Origin of the sequence: Aestuariispira ectoiniformans (assembly GCF_025136295.1) — a bacterium.
In the GTDB taxonomy this organism is placed as follows: domain Bacteria; phylum Pseudomonadota; class Alphaproteobacteria; order UBA8366; family Aestuariispiraceae; genus Aestuariispira_A; species Aestuariispira_A ectoiniformans.
The window spans coordinates 2,766,739-2,783,651 of the sequence record NZ_CP062788.1; the positions used below are offsets into that span (position 1 = coordinate 2,766,739).

The following is a 16,913-nucleotide window of genomic DNA, read 5'->3' on the forward strand; positions in this document are numbered from 1 at the left end:
GTTAGTTGCTACGGCTTGTGGCGAAGCGAACGGCCTCCTGTGCGGCCCTGACGAGCGCACGTGCCTTGTTGCGGCATTCCTGATGTTCCGATTCGGGGTCGCTGTCGGCAACGATACCTGCGCCCGCCTGGACATACATCTTGTTGTCCTTCACCACGGCTGTACGCAGGGCAATGCAGGTATCCATGGCGCCATCTGCACCGAAATAGCCGATACAACCGGCATAGATGCCCCGCTTTTCGGATTCCAGTTCGTCAATAATCTCCATCGCGCGCACTTTAGGCGCTCCGGATACCGTACCGGCAGGGAAACCTGCCATAAGGGCCTTCAAGGCATCATAGTCCTCGGAAATCTCGCCCTCGACATTGGAGACGATGTGCATGACATGGCTATAACGTTCAATAATGAACTGATCGGTTACTTTCACCGTCCCGGTCTTTGCAACACGGCCGACATCATTCCGCCCAAGGTCCAGCAACATGAGATGTTCTGCACATTCCTTGGGATCTGCCAGCAGAGATTCCGCCAGGGCATTATCCTCTTCCGGCGTTGCTCCGCGTGGCCTCGTCCCGGCAATCGGGCGGATGGTGACCTTGCCGTCACGCAGCCGTACCAGAACTTCCGGACTTGAACCGACGACGGCGAAATCCTTGAAGTTCAGATAGAAGAGGAAAGGTGAGGGGTTGGTGCGACGCAGCGCACGATAAAGCGCAAAAGGAGGGAGATCGAAGGGAACTTCAAACCTTTGGCTCAACACCACCTGAAAGATATCACCGGCAAGGATATAATCCTTGGCTTTTGCCACCATCGACTTATAGGCGTCAGGCTCCATATTGGAGACCGGTTCCGGCCATTCGATGTCGTCCGCATGGGCGGGCGCGTCATGCGACAACGCACGCGCAAAGTCGTTGCGCACATCCGCAAGCCGGTCCATCGCGGTTTCGTAGGCAGCCAAGGCAGATATTTCCGAATCGGGCCGTACCGGTGTTACGATGGTGACAATATCCTCAATGCTGTCGAAGACCGCAATGATCGTAGGGCGCACAAAAATTCCGTCCGGAACATTCAGGGCGTCAGGGTTCACATTAGGCAGGTTCTCGACGAGGCGAACAGTGTCGTAGCTCATATAGCCGAAGATGCCTGCTGCCATGGGCGGCAAATGGCTCGGCAGATCAATACGAGAGCTTTCGGTCAGGTCCTTGAGCGACTCCAGTGTTGGCTTGTCGCTTTGTTCAAAGTGATGCGTGTCTACCAGAGCTCGCCTGTTGACTTCAGCCTTGTTGCCAAAACACCGCCAGATTACATCCGGTTTCATTCCAATAAAGGAATAACGTCCACGAATGGCGCCGCCTTCCACGGATTCCAGCAGGAAGCTGTTCGGCTTGCTGTCAGCGATCTTCAGGAAGGCGGAAACCGGCGTTTCAAGATCGGCGACCAGGGTCGTCCAGACAACTTGGGCCTGCCCGTTATCGTATAGGGTCTTGAAGGCTTCGAAATCCGGGTGAGACTCCATGGTCGCTTTTCTCCGATGTACAGCGGTAGGAATTACTTAGTTTTGCAGCAGGCTATCGACGAGAGGCCGGTTGACCGAGACGCTGTGCTTATTGCGAAGGGCCGCATTGAACTGCACGACCAGGTCGTTAGCCATGCCGTTTGCCAGATTGGTTTTCACCATATCCAGCGATTCGTCGGTTACTTCCGGCACATTGACCTTTGTCAGGGATGCAATAGCGAAGCTGTCACCGGCAAGAGCCTGTGCCGCTTTACCCGCGTCGATTTTGAACAGATCGGACACCAGCGGAGCAGGGACTGCGGAAGCAGACGGGTTTTCCCCGCTTCGGGTGATCGCATCCACGGTCTGAACATCAAGGTTAAACTCAGCAACTGCGTCTTTCAGGGAGGTTCCGCTGTTTACCTTTTCGACAATCGCGGCGGCTTTCTCCTGTGTTGCCTTCCGGCGCGCGTCCTGCTGCCACAGGTCAACGACGTTGGCACGAACCTCGGCCAGGTCTTTGATGCGGCTTTGCGTCACGCTATCAACGCGCAGAATAAAGAAGCCATCGTGACCGTCGTCCTGCATCAGACTGTCCAGCCCTTCGTCTGTATCGAAGGCAAATTTGAAGAATGCTGCTGTTTTCGGCAGGTTCGAAACGGTCTTGCCATCCTTGTCCTCACCGGAGCGGTCGATGCCATCAAAGACATCAACGGTGAGGTTCAATGCATTGGCTGCTTCCTCGATTGTTGCCCCACCGGCAATCTTGTCATCCATGTCATTGGACAGTTCATATGCGAGGTTTGTGGCTTCTTCTTTCGCCAGGTCATTTTTCAACTGATCGGCAACATCTGCCAGCGGACGAATGGATTCGGCCTTGATTTCAGGCGTTGTCACAATGAACCAACCGAAGAAACCTTCCTGCGGTTCGGAGAAGGCACCTTTCTTAAGCGCGAATGCTGCATCAGCCACTGCTTCATCAGGCAGTTCGGCCTTGCTGACCGTACCAAGGTCCATGTCATTTTCGGTCATGTCGGCCAGTTCTTTACCGACTTCGACAAAGTCACGCCCCTTGCTCAGTTCTTCCGCTGCTTTCTTTGCGGTTTCCTCATCAGGAAGCAGCATCTGAAGAACTTTGCGTTTCTCAGGAGCAGTGAACTCATTCTTACGCTGATCGTATGCCTCTTTTATGCGAGCTTCATCAATCTCAACGGTTTGGGCCAGTTTTTCAGGGGAGATACCGACATAGGTGATTTTGCGGTATTCCGGCGCACGGAAGCGCTCTTTATGTTCGTCATAAAAAGCCTGAACCTGTTCGTCGCTCGGCGTACCGACATCGGCTGCCGGGTTGATCGGCAGACGTGCGATGACGGCATCGCGGGTTTCCTTCTGCCATGTGTAAATATCCTTGGCGATGGTCCCGGGAACCTCGACACCTCCGTTAACGGTGCCAACGAGGGTGGATACGACAACATCGCGCCGCAGGACGCTTTCATAATACTGAGGACGGAAACCCTGGTTGGCCAAGGCAACTTCATAGCGCGCCCGGTCGAATTCGCCGGAGGAATTCTGGAATGCAGGATTGTTCCGGATGATGCGGCTCACGATTTTATCGGTGGCGGCAAGTCCCAGTTCATTCGCTTCGGCCTCATACAAGGCGCGATTGACGAGACCGGCGAGAACCTGATCGGCAAGACCCATCTGCTTCAGTTGTTCAACATCCATGCCCCGCGCACGAAGCTGCGATTCCTGGGTACGCATGGCCTGCAGGAAATCCTGTTGTGAAATTTCGGTATCGCCCGCTGAGGCGACAGCCTGTGATGGCGACGTCGGGTTAAAGATGTCACCGATACCCCAGGCAGCGAAGCTCAACACCAAAAGGCCGAAGAGCACTTTGATGACCATTGAGCCGACGGAATGGCGCAAGATTTGCAGCATGAGGTAGACGTCCCTTTAATTATCACTTTCAATCGCGGTTCTTGGCAAACCGGCGCGGCATGATAGAAGCGGCCTCCCTGCCTATCAACATAGAATTCCCGTAAGAGGTCGGATTCATGCTTCTTATTGTCACTGGAGGGGAAACCTCCACGTCCGGGTAGGCTTCTTGATATTCCTTTTGGCGGCTTGGCGATGGCGAGGCTGCATGCTAATCAACGACCAATATTTGAAATAAGTCGTCGTCCGACAATACTCTGTAACAGGGGAGTTACCTGGATGTCTCAGTCCCGCCGCCCGGTGATCGCCGGAAACTGGAAAATGAATTGCCTGCGCGCTGATGGGCTTGCCCTGGCGGAGGCCGTGGCCGCTCAGGCCGGACAAGTTGACTGCGACCTGGTTATCTGCCCTCCCGCAACTTTGCTTCATTCCGTCCACGAGCTCGTCGGCGAAACCGCCTTGGGACTCGGAGCGCAGGATTGCCATTATAAGGACAGTGGTGCCTTTACCGGCAACATCTCTCCGACGATGATCAAGGATGCCGGCTGTAGCTATGTGATTCTCGGACATTCCGAACGGCGTGAATATCATGGCGAAACGGATGCGGACGTGCAGGCCAAGGCAAAAGCCGCACAGCAGGAGGACCTGGTTGCCATTATCTGTGTTGGCGAGACGGAAGCGCAGCGCGACGCCGGAGACACCATGACGGTAATCTCTGAACAGATCAAAGGCAGCATTCCGACTGATTCGACGTCTGAGAACACCGTTATTGCCTATGAACCGGTTTGGGCGATTGGAACAGGGCGAACCGCATCGCCTGAGGAAGCGCAGGAAGTGCATCAGCATATTCGTAAAGAGCTCGCGTCCGCCCTTGGCGAGGACTTTGCCGCGGCGACCCGCATTCTTTACGGCGGCTCGATGAAGCCCGGCAATGCTTCTGATTTGTTGGCCCAGGCCGACATTGATGGCGGGCTGATCGGTGGTGCAAGCCTGAATTCTGCCGATTTCCTTGCAATTGCTAATGCTGTTTCAAAATAATTCGAAAATTGATCGGATTTAGGTCTGGTCAAATTCGGACACAAGGATTACAAACACTCGGGCCGCTCAGGGCTTTTCTATGAGCGGCTCACCAGATATTTGGGTTTAAGTATTTACGGGGCCGGATCATGGAAACGGTTTTGCTGGTCATTCACCTTTTGATCGCTGTTGCGCTTGTCGCTGTTGTTTTGCTGCAACGGAGCGAAGGCGGCGCTTTGGGGATCGGTGGAGGGGCCGGCGGCGGCGGCGCCGGTCTCATGTCTGCGCGGGGAACAGCTAACATTCTGACACGCACGACAGCAATCCTGGCGGCTTGCTTCTTTGTAAGCAGCATTGCCCTGGCACTGTTGGCCGGGCAAACACAAGAGCCGGCGTCAGTGCTGGACGTCGCGCCAGCGAAGACAGTCCCACAGGACACCCAAACGGACCAGCCTCAAGTCCCGGTACCGGGTTCCAACTAGGCGGTCCTGCAAAAGAAGGCGGCAAATCAGCCGCCTCTTTTTATGGACGAATATCCAGAATGAGGTACATTAAGCGGCCATGACGACGCGCTATATTTTTATTACGGGCGGTGTGGTTTCTTCCCTTGGTAAAGGCCTGGCCTCTGCGGCGTTGGGGGCTCTCCTCCAGGCGCGCGGGTACAAGGTGCGTCTGCGGAAGCTCGATCCCTATCTGAACGTGGATCCGGGCACGATGAGTCCTTATCAGCATGGCGAATGCTATGTTACGGACGACGGGGCGGAAACCGACCTGGACCTTGGTCATTATGAACGTTTCACCGGTGTGCCTGCACGTCAGTCCGACAACGTGACGACCGGGCGCATTTACTCTGACGTTATCGCCAAGGAGCGCCGCGGCGACTATCTGGGCGGGACCGTACAGGTTATTCCGCATGTAACGGATGCGATTAAGGCGTTCGTACTCAACGATGTGACGGACGAAGACTTTGTTCTTTGCGAAATCGGCGGCACGGTTGGTGATATTGAAAGCACACCGTTCCTGGAAGCGATTCGTCAGTTGGGTAACGAGCTGGGCCGTGACCGCGCTGCCTATCTGCATTGCACTCTGCTGCCCTATATCGGGGCGGCTGGCGAGCTGAAAACCAAGCCGACACAGCATTCCGTGAAGGAGTTGTTGTCTATCGGTATTCAGCCCGATTTTCTTTTGTGCCGTGCCGACCGGGATATTCCGCGCGGTGAGCGCCGGAAAATTGCACTCTTCTGTAATATGAAAGAAGAATGCGTCATTCCGGCCCTGGACGTGGATACGATCTACGATGTGCCGAATGCCTACCATAAAGAAGGCCTCGACGTTGAGGTCCTGAAGTATTTCCGTCTTTTGGAAGAAGGGCAGGAAGAAGCCATCGACCTGAATGGCTGGAACGAAATCGTCAGCCGCGTTCGTTCGCCGGAAGGCGAGGTGACCATTGCGGTCGTCGGCAAATATGTTGAACTTCTCGACGCCTACAAGTCGTTGAACGAGGCCATGATTCATGGCGGTATTGCCAACAATGTACGCGTAAACCTGAAATGGATGGAATCGGAGGCTTTTGAAAAGGAAGACCCGTCCCAACATTTGGAAGGTGTGCACGGCATTCTCGTTCCTGGAGGCTTTGGTGAGCGTGGCGCTGAAGGCAAGATCGCCGCTGCCAAATTTGCCCGGGAACGCAAGATTCCCTATCTGGGCATTTGCTTCGGTATGCAGATGGCGGTGATTGAGGCGGCCCGGAATATGGCAAAGATCGAGGGTGCCGGTTCCACGGAATTTGGCCCTTGCGCGGAACCGCTTGTCGGTTTGCTGACGGAATGGAAGCGCGGCAATGTCCTGGAAACGCGTAGTGAACAGGATAATAAAGGCGGAACCATGCGGCTTGGTGCCTATCCCTGCCACTTGAAAGAGGGCAGCCTGGTGCGCGAAGTCTATGGACAGGACGATATTTCCGAACGCCACCGTCACCGTTTCGAAGTAAACATCGCCTATAAGGACAAGCTGGAAGCAGCCGGGATGGCTTTCTCCGGCATGTCGCCGGACGGTGTTCTGCCGGAGATTGTGGAGATTCCCGAACATCCGTGGTTTATCGGTGTGCAATTCCATCCGGAACTGAAATCCAAGCCGTTTGAGCCGCATCCGCTGTTCAAGTCCTTTGTTGAGGCGGCAATCAAGCAATCCCGTTTGGTGTAATCTGGGAGAAGTGGACAGATGACCAACCCTTATCATGTGAAAGTCGGCAATCTGACGATCGGCAATGATCTGCCATTTACCTTGCTCGCCGGGCCCTGCGCTATGGAAAGCCGGGATCATGCTCTGGAAATGAGTGAGGCCCTGAAGGAAATCACGGATCAGCTCGGTATCGGGTTCATCTACAAGACCTCATTTGATAAGGCCAACCGTACGTCGATTAAAAGCTCTCGTGGGGTGGGTATGGAAAAAGCCATGGCCGTTTTCGACGAGGTGCGCACAAAAGTTGGGGTGCCCGTCGTAACGGACGTTCATGAGCCGCACCAATGTGCGGAGGTTGCCCAGGTCGTCGACGTCCTGCAGATCCCCGCGTATCTTTGCCGCCAGACAAACCTTCTGGTCGCTGCCGCCGAAACCGGGCGCGCCGTAAATGTTAAAAAAGGCCAGTTTCTGGCCCCTTGGGATATGGCGAATGTGGTGCAGAAACTGGAAGAAAGCGGCAATCCGAACGTCATGGTATGCGAGCGGGGCACCAGCTTTGGCTACAATACCCTGGTCAGCGATTTCCGGGGCCTGCCGATCATGGCCGCGCAGACCGGAAAGCCGATCGTTTTCGACGCCACCCATTCGGTCCAACAGCCCGGCGGGCAGGGGGGCACGTCCGGAGGTCAGCGAGAGTTTGTGCCTGTGCTTGCACGGGCGGCAATGGCAGTAGGGGTTGCTGCTGTTTTCATGGAGACACATCAGGACCCGGACAAGGCACCTTCGGATGGCCCGAATATGGTGCCGCTGGACCAAATTGCGGACTTGCTGGCAGTGATGAAGGACTTTGATGCACTGTCGAAAGCAAAGCCTGTCAGTTTGGGCGAATAATCATAAGACCGTTTCGTTTTCCTGAGCGAAACGGTTTTTTCTTCTTCAAGCAGGCAATTTCACCTCAATTTCATGAATCTGGAGATGTGGAAGCATGACCGCGATTGTTGATATTCTTGGCCGCGAAATTCTGGATAGCCGTGGCAATCCGACTGTAGAAGTCGATGTGTTGCTTGAAAGCGGCGCATTTGGCCGTGCCGCTGTACCAAGTGGCGCTTCGACCGGTGCTCACGAGGCTCATGAGGCCCGCGATGGTGGCGAGCGTTATATGGGTAAAGGCGTTCGAACCGCTGTCGATAACGTGAACACAGAAATTTTCGATCTGCTTTGTGGCCTGGATGCTGAAGAACAGGTCGCCATCGACAACAAGCTGATTGAACTGGATGGTACCCCGAACAAGTCCCGCCTTGGCGCCAATGCGATTCTGGGCGTGTCCCTGGCAGTTGCAAAGGCTGCTGCCTCTGACGCCGGACTGGACCTTTACCGCTATGTCGGGGGCTCCTTTGCCCGCACCCTGCCGGTGCCGATGATGAACATCATCAATGGCGGCGAACATGCGGACAACCCGATCGACATCCAGGAATTCATGATCATGTCTGTGTCCGCAGGCAGCGTGAAGGAAGGTATCCGTATGGGGGCAGAGGTCTTCCATGCGTTGAAGGCCGGTTTGAAGGCCGCAGGCCACAACACCAATGTGGGTGATGAAGGTGGCTTCGCACCCAATCTGGGGTCTGCGACCGAAGCGCTGGAATTCATTATGAAGTCCATTGAAGCCGCCGGATACAAGCCGGGTAACGATATCGTCCTGGCCCTGGACTGCGCCTCTTCTGAATATTTCAAGGACGGCAAATATGTTCTGGCCGGTGAGGGCAAGACCCTGGATGCGGCTGGTAATGTCGACTACCTGAAAGGTCTGTGCGATGCCTTCCCGATCGTTTCCATCGAGGACGGCATGGCAGAGGACGACTGGGATGGCTGGAAAGCCTTGACCGATACCCTGGGGGACAAGATCCAGTTGGTCGGTGATGATTTGTTCGTCACCAACCCGGCACGCCTGTCTGATGGTATTGCCAAGGGGGTCGCTAATTCCATTTTGATCAAGGTGAACCAGATTGGAACGCTGACCGAGACCCTGCATGCTGTCGAGATGGCTCATAAGGCGCGCTATACGGCTGTCATGTCCCATCGTTCCGGCGAGACGGAAGACAGCACGATTGCCGACCTGGCTGTTGCTACAAACTGTGGTCAGATCAAAACAGGTTCCCTGTCGCGTTCGGACCGTCTGGCAAAATACAACCAGCTCATCCGTATCGAGGAAGCGCTGGGGGATGCCGCTCAGTATGCCGGGAAGAGCATTCTGAAATAGACATCCATTTCGTTAAAAACAAGGAAGCGCCGGGCAGGTTGTCCGGCGCTTCTTTTTTGGCTCTTTTCTTGATTCGGTGAATTTGCATCTCGATGCGTGAATACTTGGATATGGAGTATCATGATACTTGCTATAGTCACATTTTTTAAGTATTTGGTTGCTATTGATATTTGGTGTCCAAATAAAACTTACGATCGGATATCTGGCGCGGCAGTTATTGCCCATTGACGCCGGGAATCGGATGTGATTCGGTAGCAGTGATATGGCAGTTTTACGCGAAATACGTTATCGGTCCCGGCAAATCGTTTTGCCGGTCATTGGTGCGTGCGTAATCGGCTATTTCGTTTATCACTCCGTTCAGGGCGGTCACGGTATTCTTTCCTATCTTCGCTTGAATAATGAAGTGAAGCGCGCGGAAGTAACATTGGCAACCCTGTCACGGAAACGGGCAGAGCTGGAACGGCGCGTGGATGCGTTGCACCCCCTGAGCCTAGATCCGGACATGCTGGACGAGATGGCGCGGCAGTCATTGAACCTGGCTGAACCGGATGATGTCGTGATTCTGCACCCAGAGGGGTGAGGCGACCCTATTTTCTCCAGTCTACTTCTGGTTAAATCTGTCTATTTGAACGGAGGAGGAAAAATGGCTCTTTTCCTCGTTTTTTTGCATGTGCGAAATGAGTTTGAAGTCGTTTTCCTGATTGATTTTACCTAGATAAACCATATTACAGTTAATTCATATTTTATCGAATAATTACAATAACTTATAGACTATTGACTTTTGTTATTATTTTATGCGACTTCTTCCTGTGCCGGAGGGGTTAAGCCCAAAAGATAAATCAGGGGCTTTCACCGGTGACCTTCCAACCACATTGACAGGGGCCGGAGATGGTTAAATCACCCGCCAAACGTAAGCCCGGAAAAACCACAGCACGCAAGCAGGCGAATGTGGATCCGGACCAGCTTAAAAAAGACTATCGGGAAATGTTGTTGATCCGCCGCTTCGAAGAAAAGGCGGGGCAACTTTATGGCATGGGACTGATTGGCGGCTTCTGCCATCTCTATATCGGTCAGGAAGCAGTTGTTGTGGGCATGCAGTCCTGCATGACGCCTGACGACGCCCTCATCACCAGCTATCGCGACCACGGCCATATGCTGGCCGCCGGGATGGACCCGCGCGGCGTTATGGCCGAACTGACCGGGCGCGAGGGCGGCTATTCCAAGGGCAAGGGTGGCTCCATGCACATGTTCTCCAAAGAAAAGAACTTCTATGGAGGTCATGGGATCGTCGGTGCGCAGGTGCCACTTGGGACCGGTATTGCTTTTGCCATGAAATACAAGGGAACGGACAATGTCTGTTCCGTATATTTCGGTGACGGTGCGGTAAACCAGGGGCAGGTCTATGAGTCCTTCAACATGGCGGCCCTCTGGAAACTTCCGGTCATCTATGTGATTGAGAACAACAAATATGGTATGGGAACGTCGGTTGAGCGGTCTGCCGCCGGTGGTGCGGAGCTGTGTAACCGTGGCAAGGCCTATGGCATTCCTGGTGTTGCCGTTGACGGCATGCATGTTGAAGAAGTGCGGGAAGCCGCCCAGAAGGCTGTTGCACATTGCCGTGCGGGCAAAGGGCCGTTCATCCTGGAGATGAAAACCTACCGCTATCGCGGCCATTCCATGTCCGACCCTGCGAAATACCGCAGCAAGGACGAGGTAAACAAGGTCAAGCAACAGCATGACCCGATCGACCATATCAAAGAGATGCTGATTTCCGGCAACTATGCCAGCGAAGAAGATCTCAAAGCCATCGATAAAGAAATCAAGGCCATCGTTTCCGATGCGGCGGATTTCGCCCAGACCAGTCCGGAGCCGAATGAATCTGAGCTCTGGACGGATATTCTGGTGGACACTGTCGACGCGTAACGCCGCATAAAGGAAGGAATTCTCCAATGTCGATTCAAATATTGATGCCGGCGTTGTCGCCGACCATGACTGAAGGCACCCTTGCCAAATGGCATGTCAAAGAGGGTGACAGCGTCGAATCCGGCGATGTGATTGCCGAGATCGAAACCGATAAGGCAACGATGGAAGTTGAGGCTGTCGACGAAGGAACCGTCGGAAAGATCCTCATTGACGCTGGCGCAGAAAATGTCGCCGTGAATACGCCGATTGCCGTGCTGCTGGAAGAAGGCGAAGACGCCTCCAATATCGATGTTTCTGCCGCCGCACCGCAGGTAGAAGCACCCGCCGAGGCAGAAGCGACAGAAGCCCCGGCCAGCCCCGTTGCTGTTCCGGCCACAGCAACCGTTGCTGCAGAAGCGGATTGGACGGGGGCTGTGAAATCGCAAACCGTTCGTGAAGCCCTGCGCGACGCTATGGCCGAAGAAATGCGCGGTGACGAAAACATCTACCTGATGGGTGAGGAAGTGGCCCAGTATGAGGGCGCTTACAAGGTCAGTCAGGGGTTGCTGGACGAATTCGGCGACAAACGCGTGATCGATACGCCGATTACCGAACACGGTTTTGCCGGTATCGGTGTCGGATCAGCCTTCATGGGGTTGAAGCCGGTCGTCGAATTCATGACCTTCAACTTTGCCATGCAGGCCATTGACCACATCATCAACTCTGCTGCGAAGACGCTTTATATGTCTGGCGGCATGATCAATGCGCCGATCGTTTTCCGTGGCCCGAACGGGGCGGCATCCCGCGTCGCCGCACAGCATTCGCAGTGCTACGCAAGCTGGTATGCGCATTGCCCGGGCCTCAAGGTTGTTTCTCCCTGGTCTGCTGCGGATGCAAAAGGTCTGTTGAAGTCAGCCATCCGTGACCCGAACCCGGTTATCTTCCTGGAAAATGAGCTTCTCTATGGGCAAAGCTTTGATGTACCGGACAGCGATGACTGGGTCGTGCCGATCGGCAAGGCAAAAGTGGTGCGCGAAGGAACGGATGTTACGATCACAGCCTTCTCGATTATGGTCGGGAAAGCATTGGAAGCGGCGGACAAGCTTGCGGAAGAAGGCATCAGTGCCGAAGTGATCGACCTGCGTACGATCCGCCCGCTGGATACGGAAACCATAGTTAACTCCGTCAAGAAGACCAACCGTCTTGTGAGTGTGGAAGAAGGCTGGGCTTTTGCCGGTATCGGCTCTGAAATGGCAGCCCTGATGATGGAACAGGCTTTCGATTGGCTCGACGCCCCCGTGGCGCGTGTTGCCGGCAAAGATGTGCCGCTGCCCTATGCAGCCAATCTGGAAAAGCTGGCCCTGCCGCAGTCCGAAGACATTTACGGTGCGGCCAAGGCCGTTTGCTACCGTTAATCTGGCGAGAGGAGACTGAACCATGCCGATCAAGGTATTAATGCCCGCCCTGTCGCCGACCATGACGGAAGGCACCCTGGCAAAATGGCATGTCAAAGAGGGTGACAGTGTTGAATCCGGTGATGTGATCGCCGAGATTGAAACCGACAAGGCAACTATGGAAGTTGAAGCGGTTGATGAAGGGACAGTTGGAAAAATTCTGGTCGACGAAGGGACCGAAGGTGTCGCCGTCAACGAATTGATCGCCGTCTTGCTGGAAGAGGGGGAAGACGCCTCTGCCGCTGATAGCGTTGGCGCTGGTGACGCACCGAAACCGGCTGCTCCAGCCAAGGTGGAAGAGCCGAAAGCTGCCGCTGAAGCTCCCAAGGCTGCGACCCCACAGGCCTCGGCCAAACCCGCGCCTGCCCCTGCGGCAAGTGGCGATCGTATCTTTGCTTCCCCTCTTGCGCGACGGATCGCTTCCAACGAAGGGTTGGATCTTGGTCAACTGACCGGGTCCGGTCCGCACGGCCGTATTATCAAAGTCGATGTTGAGCGTGCCTTGTCTGAAGGCACCGGGAAAGCAGCCGCACCGGCTGCGGCCCCTGCGCAAGCGCCGACACCGGCACCCATGTCGACCGAAAACCCGTTCGAGCCGGAATTCGAACTCCAGACGCTCAACAATATGCGCAAGACCATTGCGCGTCGCCTGACCGAGTCCAAGCAGAATGTCCCGCATTTCTATCTCAGCGTGGACGTGGAACTGGACAAGCTGCTGGCCATGCGCAAAGAGTTGAACGCCCGTGCAGATGGTGCTTTCAAGCTTTCGGTCAATGACATCATTATCAAAGCGGTCGGTATTGCTTTGAGAAAAGTCCCTGCGGCCAATGCGTCCTGGGCTGCTGATGGGGTGAAACTTTATAAGCAGGCAGACGTTTCTGTTGCTGTGGCGATTGACGGGGGCCTGATTACCCCTGTCGTACGTGATGCTGGTAACAAGGGTCTCGAGAGCATTTCCAATGAAATGAAAGCCCTGGCAGGAAAAGCCCGCGACGGCAAACTGCAGCCGGAAGAATACCAGGGTGGCACTTTCTCTGTTTCTAACCTGGGGATGTTTGGAATTGATCAGTTCCAGGCCGTAATCAACCCGCCGCAGGCCTGCATCCTTGCCGTCGGTGCCGGTAAGGAAAAGGCCGTGGTTAAAGATGGTGCGCTCAGCATCGCAACGGTCATGACGGCAACGCTGTCTGTCGATCATCGCGCCGTAGACGGCGCAATCGGAGCGGAATTCCTCAAGGTCTTTAAAGGCCTGATGGAAGAACCGCTGTCCATGATGCTCTGAGGCGAAGGGATCGAGAATGTCTGATACATCCTTTGACGTTATCATTGTCGGTGCCGGTCCGGGCGGATATGTGACAGCAATCCGTGCCGCTCAGTTGGGACTGAAGACCGCAGTCGTGGAGGCACAGCATCTTGGTGGCATCTGCCTTAACTGGGGCTGCATTCCGACCAAGGCGCTTCTGCGTTCTGCGGAAATTTACCATTACATGAAGAATGCCAGCGCCTATGGCCTCAAGGCTGATGGTGTCAGCTTCGATCTCAAAGCCGTGGTCGATCGCAGCCGCAAAGTCTCCGCCCAGTTGAACAAGGGCGTTGGCATGCTGTTGAAGAAGAACAAGGTCCAGGTCTTTGATGGTTGGGGCAAGCTTGCCGGCGGTGCCAAAGGCGCGCGCAAGGTAACGGTCGAAAAAGACGGCAAGGTTACTGACACCCTGACCGCGAAGAATGTTATTCTGGCCACCGGTGCGCGGGCGCGGGAACTTCCCGGTCTGGAAGCCGATGGGAAGCTGGTTTGGACATACAAGAACGCTCTTGTCCCGGAAAGCATGCCGAAATCTCTGCTGGTGATCGGGTCCGGGGCTATCGGGATTGAGTTTGCAAGCTTCTTCAACACTCTAGGGGCGGATGTTACCGTCGTAGAAGTGATGGACCGCGTTCTGCCTGTTGAAGATGAGGAAATCTCGGCATTTGCCAAGAAATCCTTTGAAAAGCAGGGAATGTCAGTCCTGACCGGCGCTACGGTCAAACAGCTCAAGAAGTCCGCCAATAATGTAACTGTTGTTGTGGAGCAGGGTGGCAAGACACAGGAGATCACAGTTGATCGTGTGATCAGTGCCGTTGGTATCGTCGGGAATGTCGAGAACATCGGCCTGGAAGACACCAAGGTCAAGGTTGACCGCACCCATGTTGAGGTGAACGAGTGGTGCGAGACAGGTGAAGCTGGTGTCTATGCCATTGGTGACCTTGCCGGTCCGCCGTGGCTGGCTCATAAGGCAGAGCATGAAGGTGTGATCTGCATCGAAAAGATCGCCGGGGTCAAAGATGTTCACCCGTTGAATACGCGGAACATTCCGGGTTGCACCTATTGCCATCCGCAGGTTGCCAGCGTCGGTTTGACGGAAAAGGCGGCCAAGGATGCCGGTTATAAAGTCAAAGTCGGACGTTTCCCCTTTATCGGGAATGGCAAGGCAATTGCGTTGGGCGAGCCGGAAGGTCTGGTCAAAACAGTATTCGATGAAAAGACCGGTGAGTTACTTGGTGCGCATATGATCGGCGCGGAAGTCACGGAACTCATTCAGGGCTATGGCGTTGCGCGGACGCTGGAAACGACCGAGGCGGAACTGATGCATACGGTCTTCCCGCATCCGACATTGTCGGAGATGATGCATGAGTCCGTTTTGGACGCATTCGGTCGCGCCATACATATTTGATCGAGCGCAAATGTGGGGAATTTATTGAAATTTTTAGTAAATTCTCCTTTAGCGGATGCCGCTTCACCAGTATAAGATTCCTACTATCAAGAGGGGCGTTGAGCTGATAGTGGAGTATATACGGTAATGACAGATATACGGCATCCGCGAATTCGCAATGTGAAACGACAAATCGAATGGACGGACGGCACTTGGCGCCATGTAATCGTCGTGACGACAGATTTATCTCTGGACTCTCGGGCGTCAGATTATGATAGTGCCGCCGTAAATGAGTTGGTGAATGCGATTGGAGCAAGTCTTCGCGAAGCCGATGCCGGATATCAAACGATCCGTATTGAGGAAGCAGTGGACTAGTTCTGGAAGACGCATCTCCAATTAATGGAGAGCTTTATGAGCGACAGTGCCGAGAAACCAGTTTATCGTCATCCGGAGAAGCGCAACAAGCCGGACAATCCGATTAAACGGAAACCTGCTTGGATTCGGGTGAAGGCACCTGTCAGTAAAGAGTATAAATCGACTGCCAACATCGTTCGCGAAAACAAGGTCGTGACCGTTTGCGAAGAGGCGGCCTGTCCGAACATCGGCACTTGCTGGGCAAAGAAACATGCTTCCTTCATGATCATGGGGGAGATTTGTACCAGGGCTTGTGCCTTCTGCAATGTCTCCACCGGCAAGCCCGGCGCTCTTGATCCATTTGAGCCCTATCGGGTCGCGGATTCTGTTGAAACGCTCGGTCTGGAGCATGTCGTGATCACCTCTGTTGACCGCGATGACCTGGAAGACGGTGGGGCGGCCCATTTTGCCGAAACAATCCGTGCCATTCGCAAACGTTCTCCCGGTACGACAATTGAGATTTTGACACCGGATTTCAAAGGTAAGGATTCTGCCCTTGAGATTGTTGTCGATGCAAAGCCTGATGTGTTTAACCACAACCTGGAAACGGTTCCCCGGTTATATCAGAACATCCGTCCGGGCGCGCGCTACTTCACCTCGCTGAATCTGCTGTATCGTGTCAAACAAATGGATCCGTCGATCTTCACAAAATCGGGCCTGATGGTGGGCCTGGGTGAAGAGAAAATCGAAGTGCATCAGATGATGGACGACTATCGTGCGGCGGATGTCGACTTCCTGACCATCGGGCAATATCTGCAGCCAACCCCCAAACACGCGGCTGTAGACCGTTTCGTGACGCCTGAAGAGTTCGAGGCTTATTCCACGATGGCACGATCCAAGGGTTTTTTGATGGTTTCCGCGTCACCGTTAACCCGATCCAGTTATCTGGCTGGCGATGATTTCCGTCGCCTTCGGGAAGCACGGGAAGCCCATCTCGCGAAGCTTAGTGCGGCAAAGCCGGCAGAATAAGCGCCACGCAGTGTTGTAAGCCTGAAGGGTCTGACTGTGCCTACCCACGCAAAAATCGAATTTGTGCCACATACGCCAGAGCAAGTCTTTGAACTGGTTGCGGATATTGAACGTTATCCGGAATTTCTACCGTGGTGTCAGGGCGCGCGCATTCGCAGCCGCACCGACGATTCCGTATTGGCTGATCTGATCATCGGTTTCAAAGGGATTACAGAGCGTTACACCAGTCGGGTGACTCTTGATCGAGATCAGATGATTGTTGATGTAAAATATGAGAACGGTCCCTTTAAGCATCTGAAAAACCATTGGAAGTTTTTCGAGGCGGAAGGGGGCTGCAATATCGACTTCTATATTGATTTCGAGTTCAAGTCCCGGTTGTTACAGGCGCTGATTGGTGCCGTGTTCAATGAGGCCGTTCACAAGATGGTTGCCGCCTTCAAGACAAGAGCCGCAGAAATTTACGGCTCATAGCCTCTAACACTTTCTCATAACTTGAAAATAACATTTGAAGTTTTGTCCGTTGCGATATGGGAACGGCAGCTTTGACGTGTTTCGTCGCGTTGGGGCCATTTTGATGGCACGCACCAAATCTTGTGTTCCAA

At 54.3% G+C, this 16,913-nt stretch carries 14 protein-coding genes; 12 read left to right on the forward strand and 2 right to left on the reverse strand.

Annotation, left to right across the window (positions count from 1 at the left end):
- Position 1: 1 nt before the first annotated feature.
- Both trpE and IF205_RS12920 read right to left on the reverse strand, forming a co-directional pair.
- Positions 2 to 1,513 carry an anthranilate synthase component I gene (trpE, locus tag IF205_RS12915; RefSeq protein ID WP_259779774.1) on the reverse strand — a complete coding sequence of 504 codons (1,512 nt, stop codon included), beginning with the start codon at positions 1,511 to 1,513 and terminating at the stop codon, positions 2 to 4.
- 36 nt (positions 1,514 to 1,549) lie between these two features.
- Positions 1,550 to 3,430 (reverse strand): SurA N-terminal domain-containing protein, encoded by a 1,881-nt coding sequence (locus IF205_RS12920; RefSeq protein ID WP_259779775.1) that lies wholly within the window; start codon positions 3,428 to 3,430, stop codon positions 1,550 to 1,552.
- Positions 3,431 to 3,706: 276 nt separating this feature from the next.
- Here IF205_RS12920 and tpiA point away from each other — a divergent pair, with 276 nt between their 5' ends.
- The 12 genes from tpiA (at position 3,707) to IF205_RS12980 (ending at position 16,782) form a co-directional block, all read left to right on the forward strand.
- Complete coding sequence (gene tpiA / locus IF205_RS12925) at positions 3,707 to 4,465, forward strand: triose-phosphate isomerase (protein ID WP_259779776.1); 759 nt, start codon at positions 3,707 to 3,709, stop codon at positions 4,463 to 4,465.
- A gap of 128 nt (positions 4,466 to 4,593) precedes the next feature.
- On the forward strand, positions 4,594 to 4,926 hold the full coding sequence (gene secG / locus IF205_RS12930) for a preprotein translocase subunit SecG (RefSeq protein WP_259779777.1): 333 nt from the start codon (positions 4,594 to 4,596) through the stop codon (positions 4,924 to 4,926).
- A 79-nt stretch (positions 4,927 to 5,005) separates the two neighbouring features.
- Positions 5,006 to 6,646: a CTP synthase gene (gene pyrG / locus IF205_RS12935; RefSeq protein WP_259779778.1), complete on the forward strand. Its 1,641-nt coding sequence runs from the start codon at positions 5,006 to 5,008 to the stop codon at positions 6,644 to 6,646.
- An 18-nt stretch (positions 6,647 to 6,664) separates the two neighbouring features.
- On the forward strand, positions 6,665 to 7,516 hold the full coding sequence (gene kdsA / locus IF205_RS12940) for a 3-deoxy-8-phosphooctulonate synthase (RefSeq protein ID WP_259779779.1): 852 nt from the start codon (positions 6,665 to 6,667) through the stop codon (positions 7,514 to 7,516).
- A gap of 94 nt (positions 7,517 to 7,610) precedes the next feature.
- Positions 7,611 to 8,882, forward strand: a complete 1,272-nt coding sequence (gene eno / locus IF205_RS12945) for a phosphopyruvate hydratase (protein ID WP_259779780.1) — start codon at positions 7,611 to 7,613, stop codon at positions 8,880 to 8,882.
- A 262-nt stretch (positions 8,883 to 9,144) separates the two neighbouring features.
- Positions 9,145 to 9,462: an FtsB family cell division protein gene (locus IF205_RS12950; RefSeq protein WP_259779781.1), complete on the forward strand. Its 318-nt coding sequence runs from the start codon at positions 9,145 to 9,147 to the stop codon at positions 9,460 to 9,462.
- A gap of 308 nt (positions 9,463 to 9,770) precedes the next feature.
- The gene (gene pdhA, locus IF205_RS12955) at positions 9,771 to 10,805 is read left to right on the forward strand and encodes a pyruvate dehydrogenase (acetyl-transferring) E1 component subunit alpha (protein WP_259779782.1); all 1,035 of its coding nucleotides are present in this window, start codon (positions 9,771 to 9,773) and stop codon (positions 10,803 to 10,805) included.
- Positions 10,806 to 10,831: 26 nt separating this feature from the next.
- Entirely contained in the window at positions 10,832 to 12,199 is a 1,368-nt protein-coding gene (locus tag IF205_RS12960) for a pyruvate dehydrogenase complex E1 component subunit beta (RefSeq protein ID WP_259779783.1), read from the forward strand.
- Positions 12,200 to 12,221: 22 nt separating this feature from the next.
- Positions 12,222 to 13,520 (forward strand): pyruvate dehydrogenase complex dihydrolipoamide acetyltransferase, encoded by a 1,299-nt coding sequence (locus IF205_RS12965; protein WP_259779784.1) that lies wholly within the window; start codon positions 12,222 to 12,224, stop codon positions 13,518 to 13,520.
- A gap of 16 nt (positions 13,521 to 13,536) precedes the next feature.
- A complete protein-coding gene (gene lpdA, locus IF205_RS12970; RefSeq protein WP_259779785.1) occupies positions 13,537 to 14,949 on the forward strand; it encodes a dihydrolipoyl dehydrogenase in 1,413 nt (470 codons plus the stop codon).
- A gap of 390 nt (positions 14,950 to 15,339) precedes the next feature.
- Positions 15,340 to 16,311 carry a lipoyl synthase gene (gene lipA / locus IF205_RS12975; RefSeq protein ID WP_259779786.1) on the forward strand — a complete coding sequence of 324 codons (972 nt, stop codon included), beginning with the start codon at positions 15,340 to 15,342 and terminating at the stop codon, positions 16,309 to 16,311.
- Positions 16,312 to 16,347: 36 nt separating this feature from the next.
- Positions 16,348 to 16,782: a type II toxin-antitoxin system RatA family toxin gene (locus IF205_RS12980; protein ID WP_259779787.1), complete on the forward strand. Its 435-nt coding sequence runs from the start codon at positions 16,348 to 16,350 to the stop codon at positions 16,780 to 16,782.
- Positions 16,783 to 16,913: the final 131 nt, after the last annotated feature.

Bases quoted from the DNA above. Each gene is read 5' to 3' on its own strand.
- kdsA (WP_259779779.1), top strand. From the start codon at position 6,665: ATGACCAACCCTTATCATGTGAAAGTCGGCAATCTGACGATCGGCAAT.
- secG (WP_259779777.1), top strand. From the start codon at position 4,594: ATGGAAACGGTTTTGCTGGTCATTCACCTTTTGATCGCTGTTGCGCTT.
- lpdA (WP_259779785.1), top strand. From the start codon at position 13,537: ATGTCTGATACATCCTTTGACGTTATCATTGTCGGTGCCGGTCCGGGC.
- IF205_RS12965 (WP_259779784.1), top strand. From the start codon at position 12,222: ATGCCGATCAAGGTATTAATGCCCGCCCTGTCGCCGACCATGACGGAA.
- pdhA (WP_259779782.1), top strand. From the start codon at position 9,771: ATGGTTAAATCACCCGCCAAACGTAAGCCCGGAAAAACCACAGCACGC.
- lipA (WP_259779786.1), top strand. From the start codon at position 15,340: ATGAGCGACAGTGCCGAGAAACCAGTTTATCGTCATCCGGAGAAGCGC.
- eno (WP_259779780.1), top strand. From the start codon at position 7,611: ATGACCGCGATTGTTGATATTCTTGGCCGCGAAATTCTGGATAGCCGT.
- tpiA (WP_259779776.1), top strand. From the start codon at position 3,707: ATGTCTCAGTCCCGCCGCCCGGTGATCGCCGGAAACTGGAAAATGAAT.
- pyrG (WP_259779778.1), top strand. From the start codon at position 5,006: ATGACGACGCGCTATATTTTTATTACGGGCGGTGTGGTTTCTTCCCTT.
- IF205_RS12960 (WP_259779783.1), top strand. From the start codon at position 10,832: ATGTCGATTCAAATATTGATGCCGGCGTTGTCGCCGACCATGACTGAA.
- IF205_RS12920 (WP_259779775.1), bottom strand. From the start codon at position 3,430: ATGCTGCAAATCTTGCGCCATTCCGTCGGCTCAATGGTCATCAAAGTG.
- trpE (WP_259779774.1), bottom strand. From the start codon at position 1,513: ATGGAGTCTCACCCGGATTTCGAAGCCTTCAAGACCCTATACGATAAC.
- IF205_RS12950 (WP_259779781.1), top strand. From the start codon at position 9,145: ATGGCAGTTTTACGCGAAATACGTTATCGGTCCCGGCAAATCGTTTTG.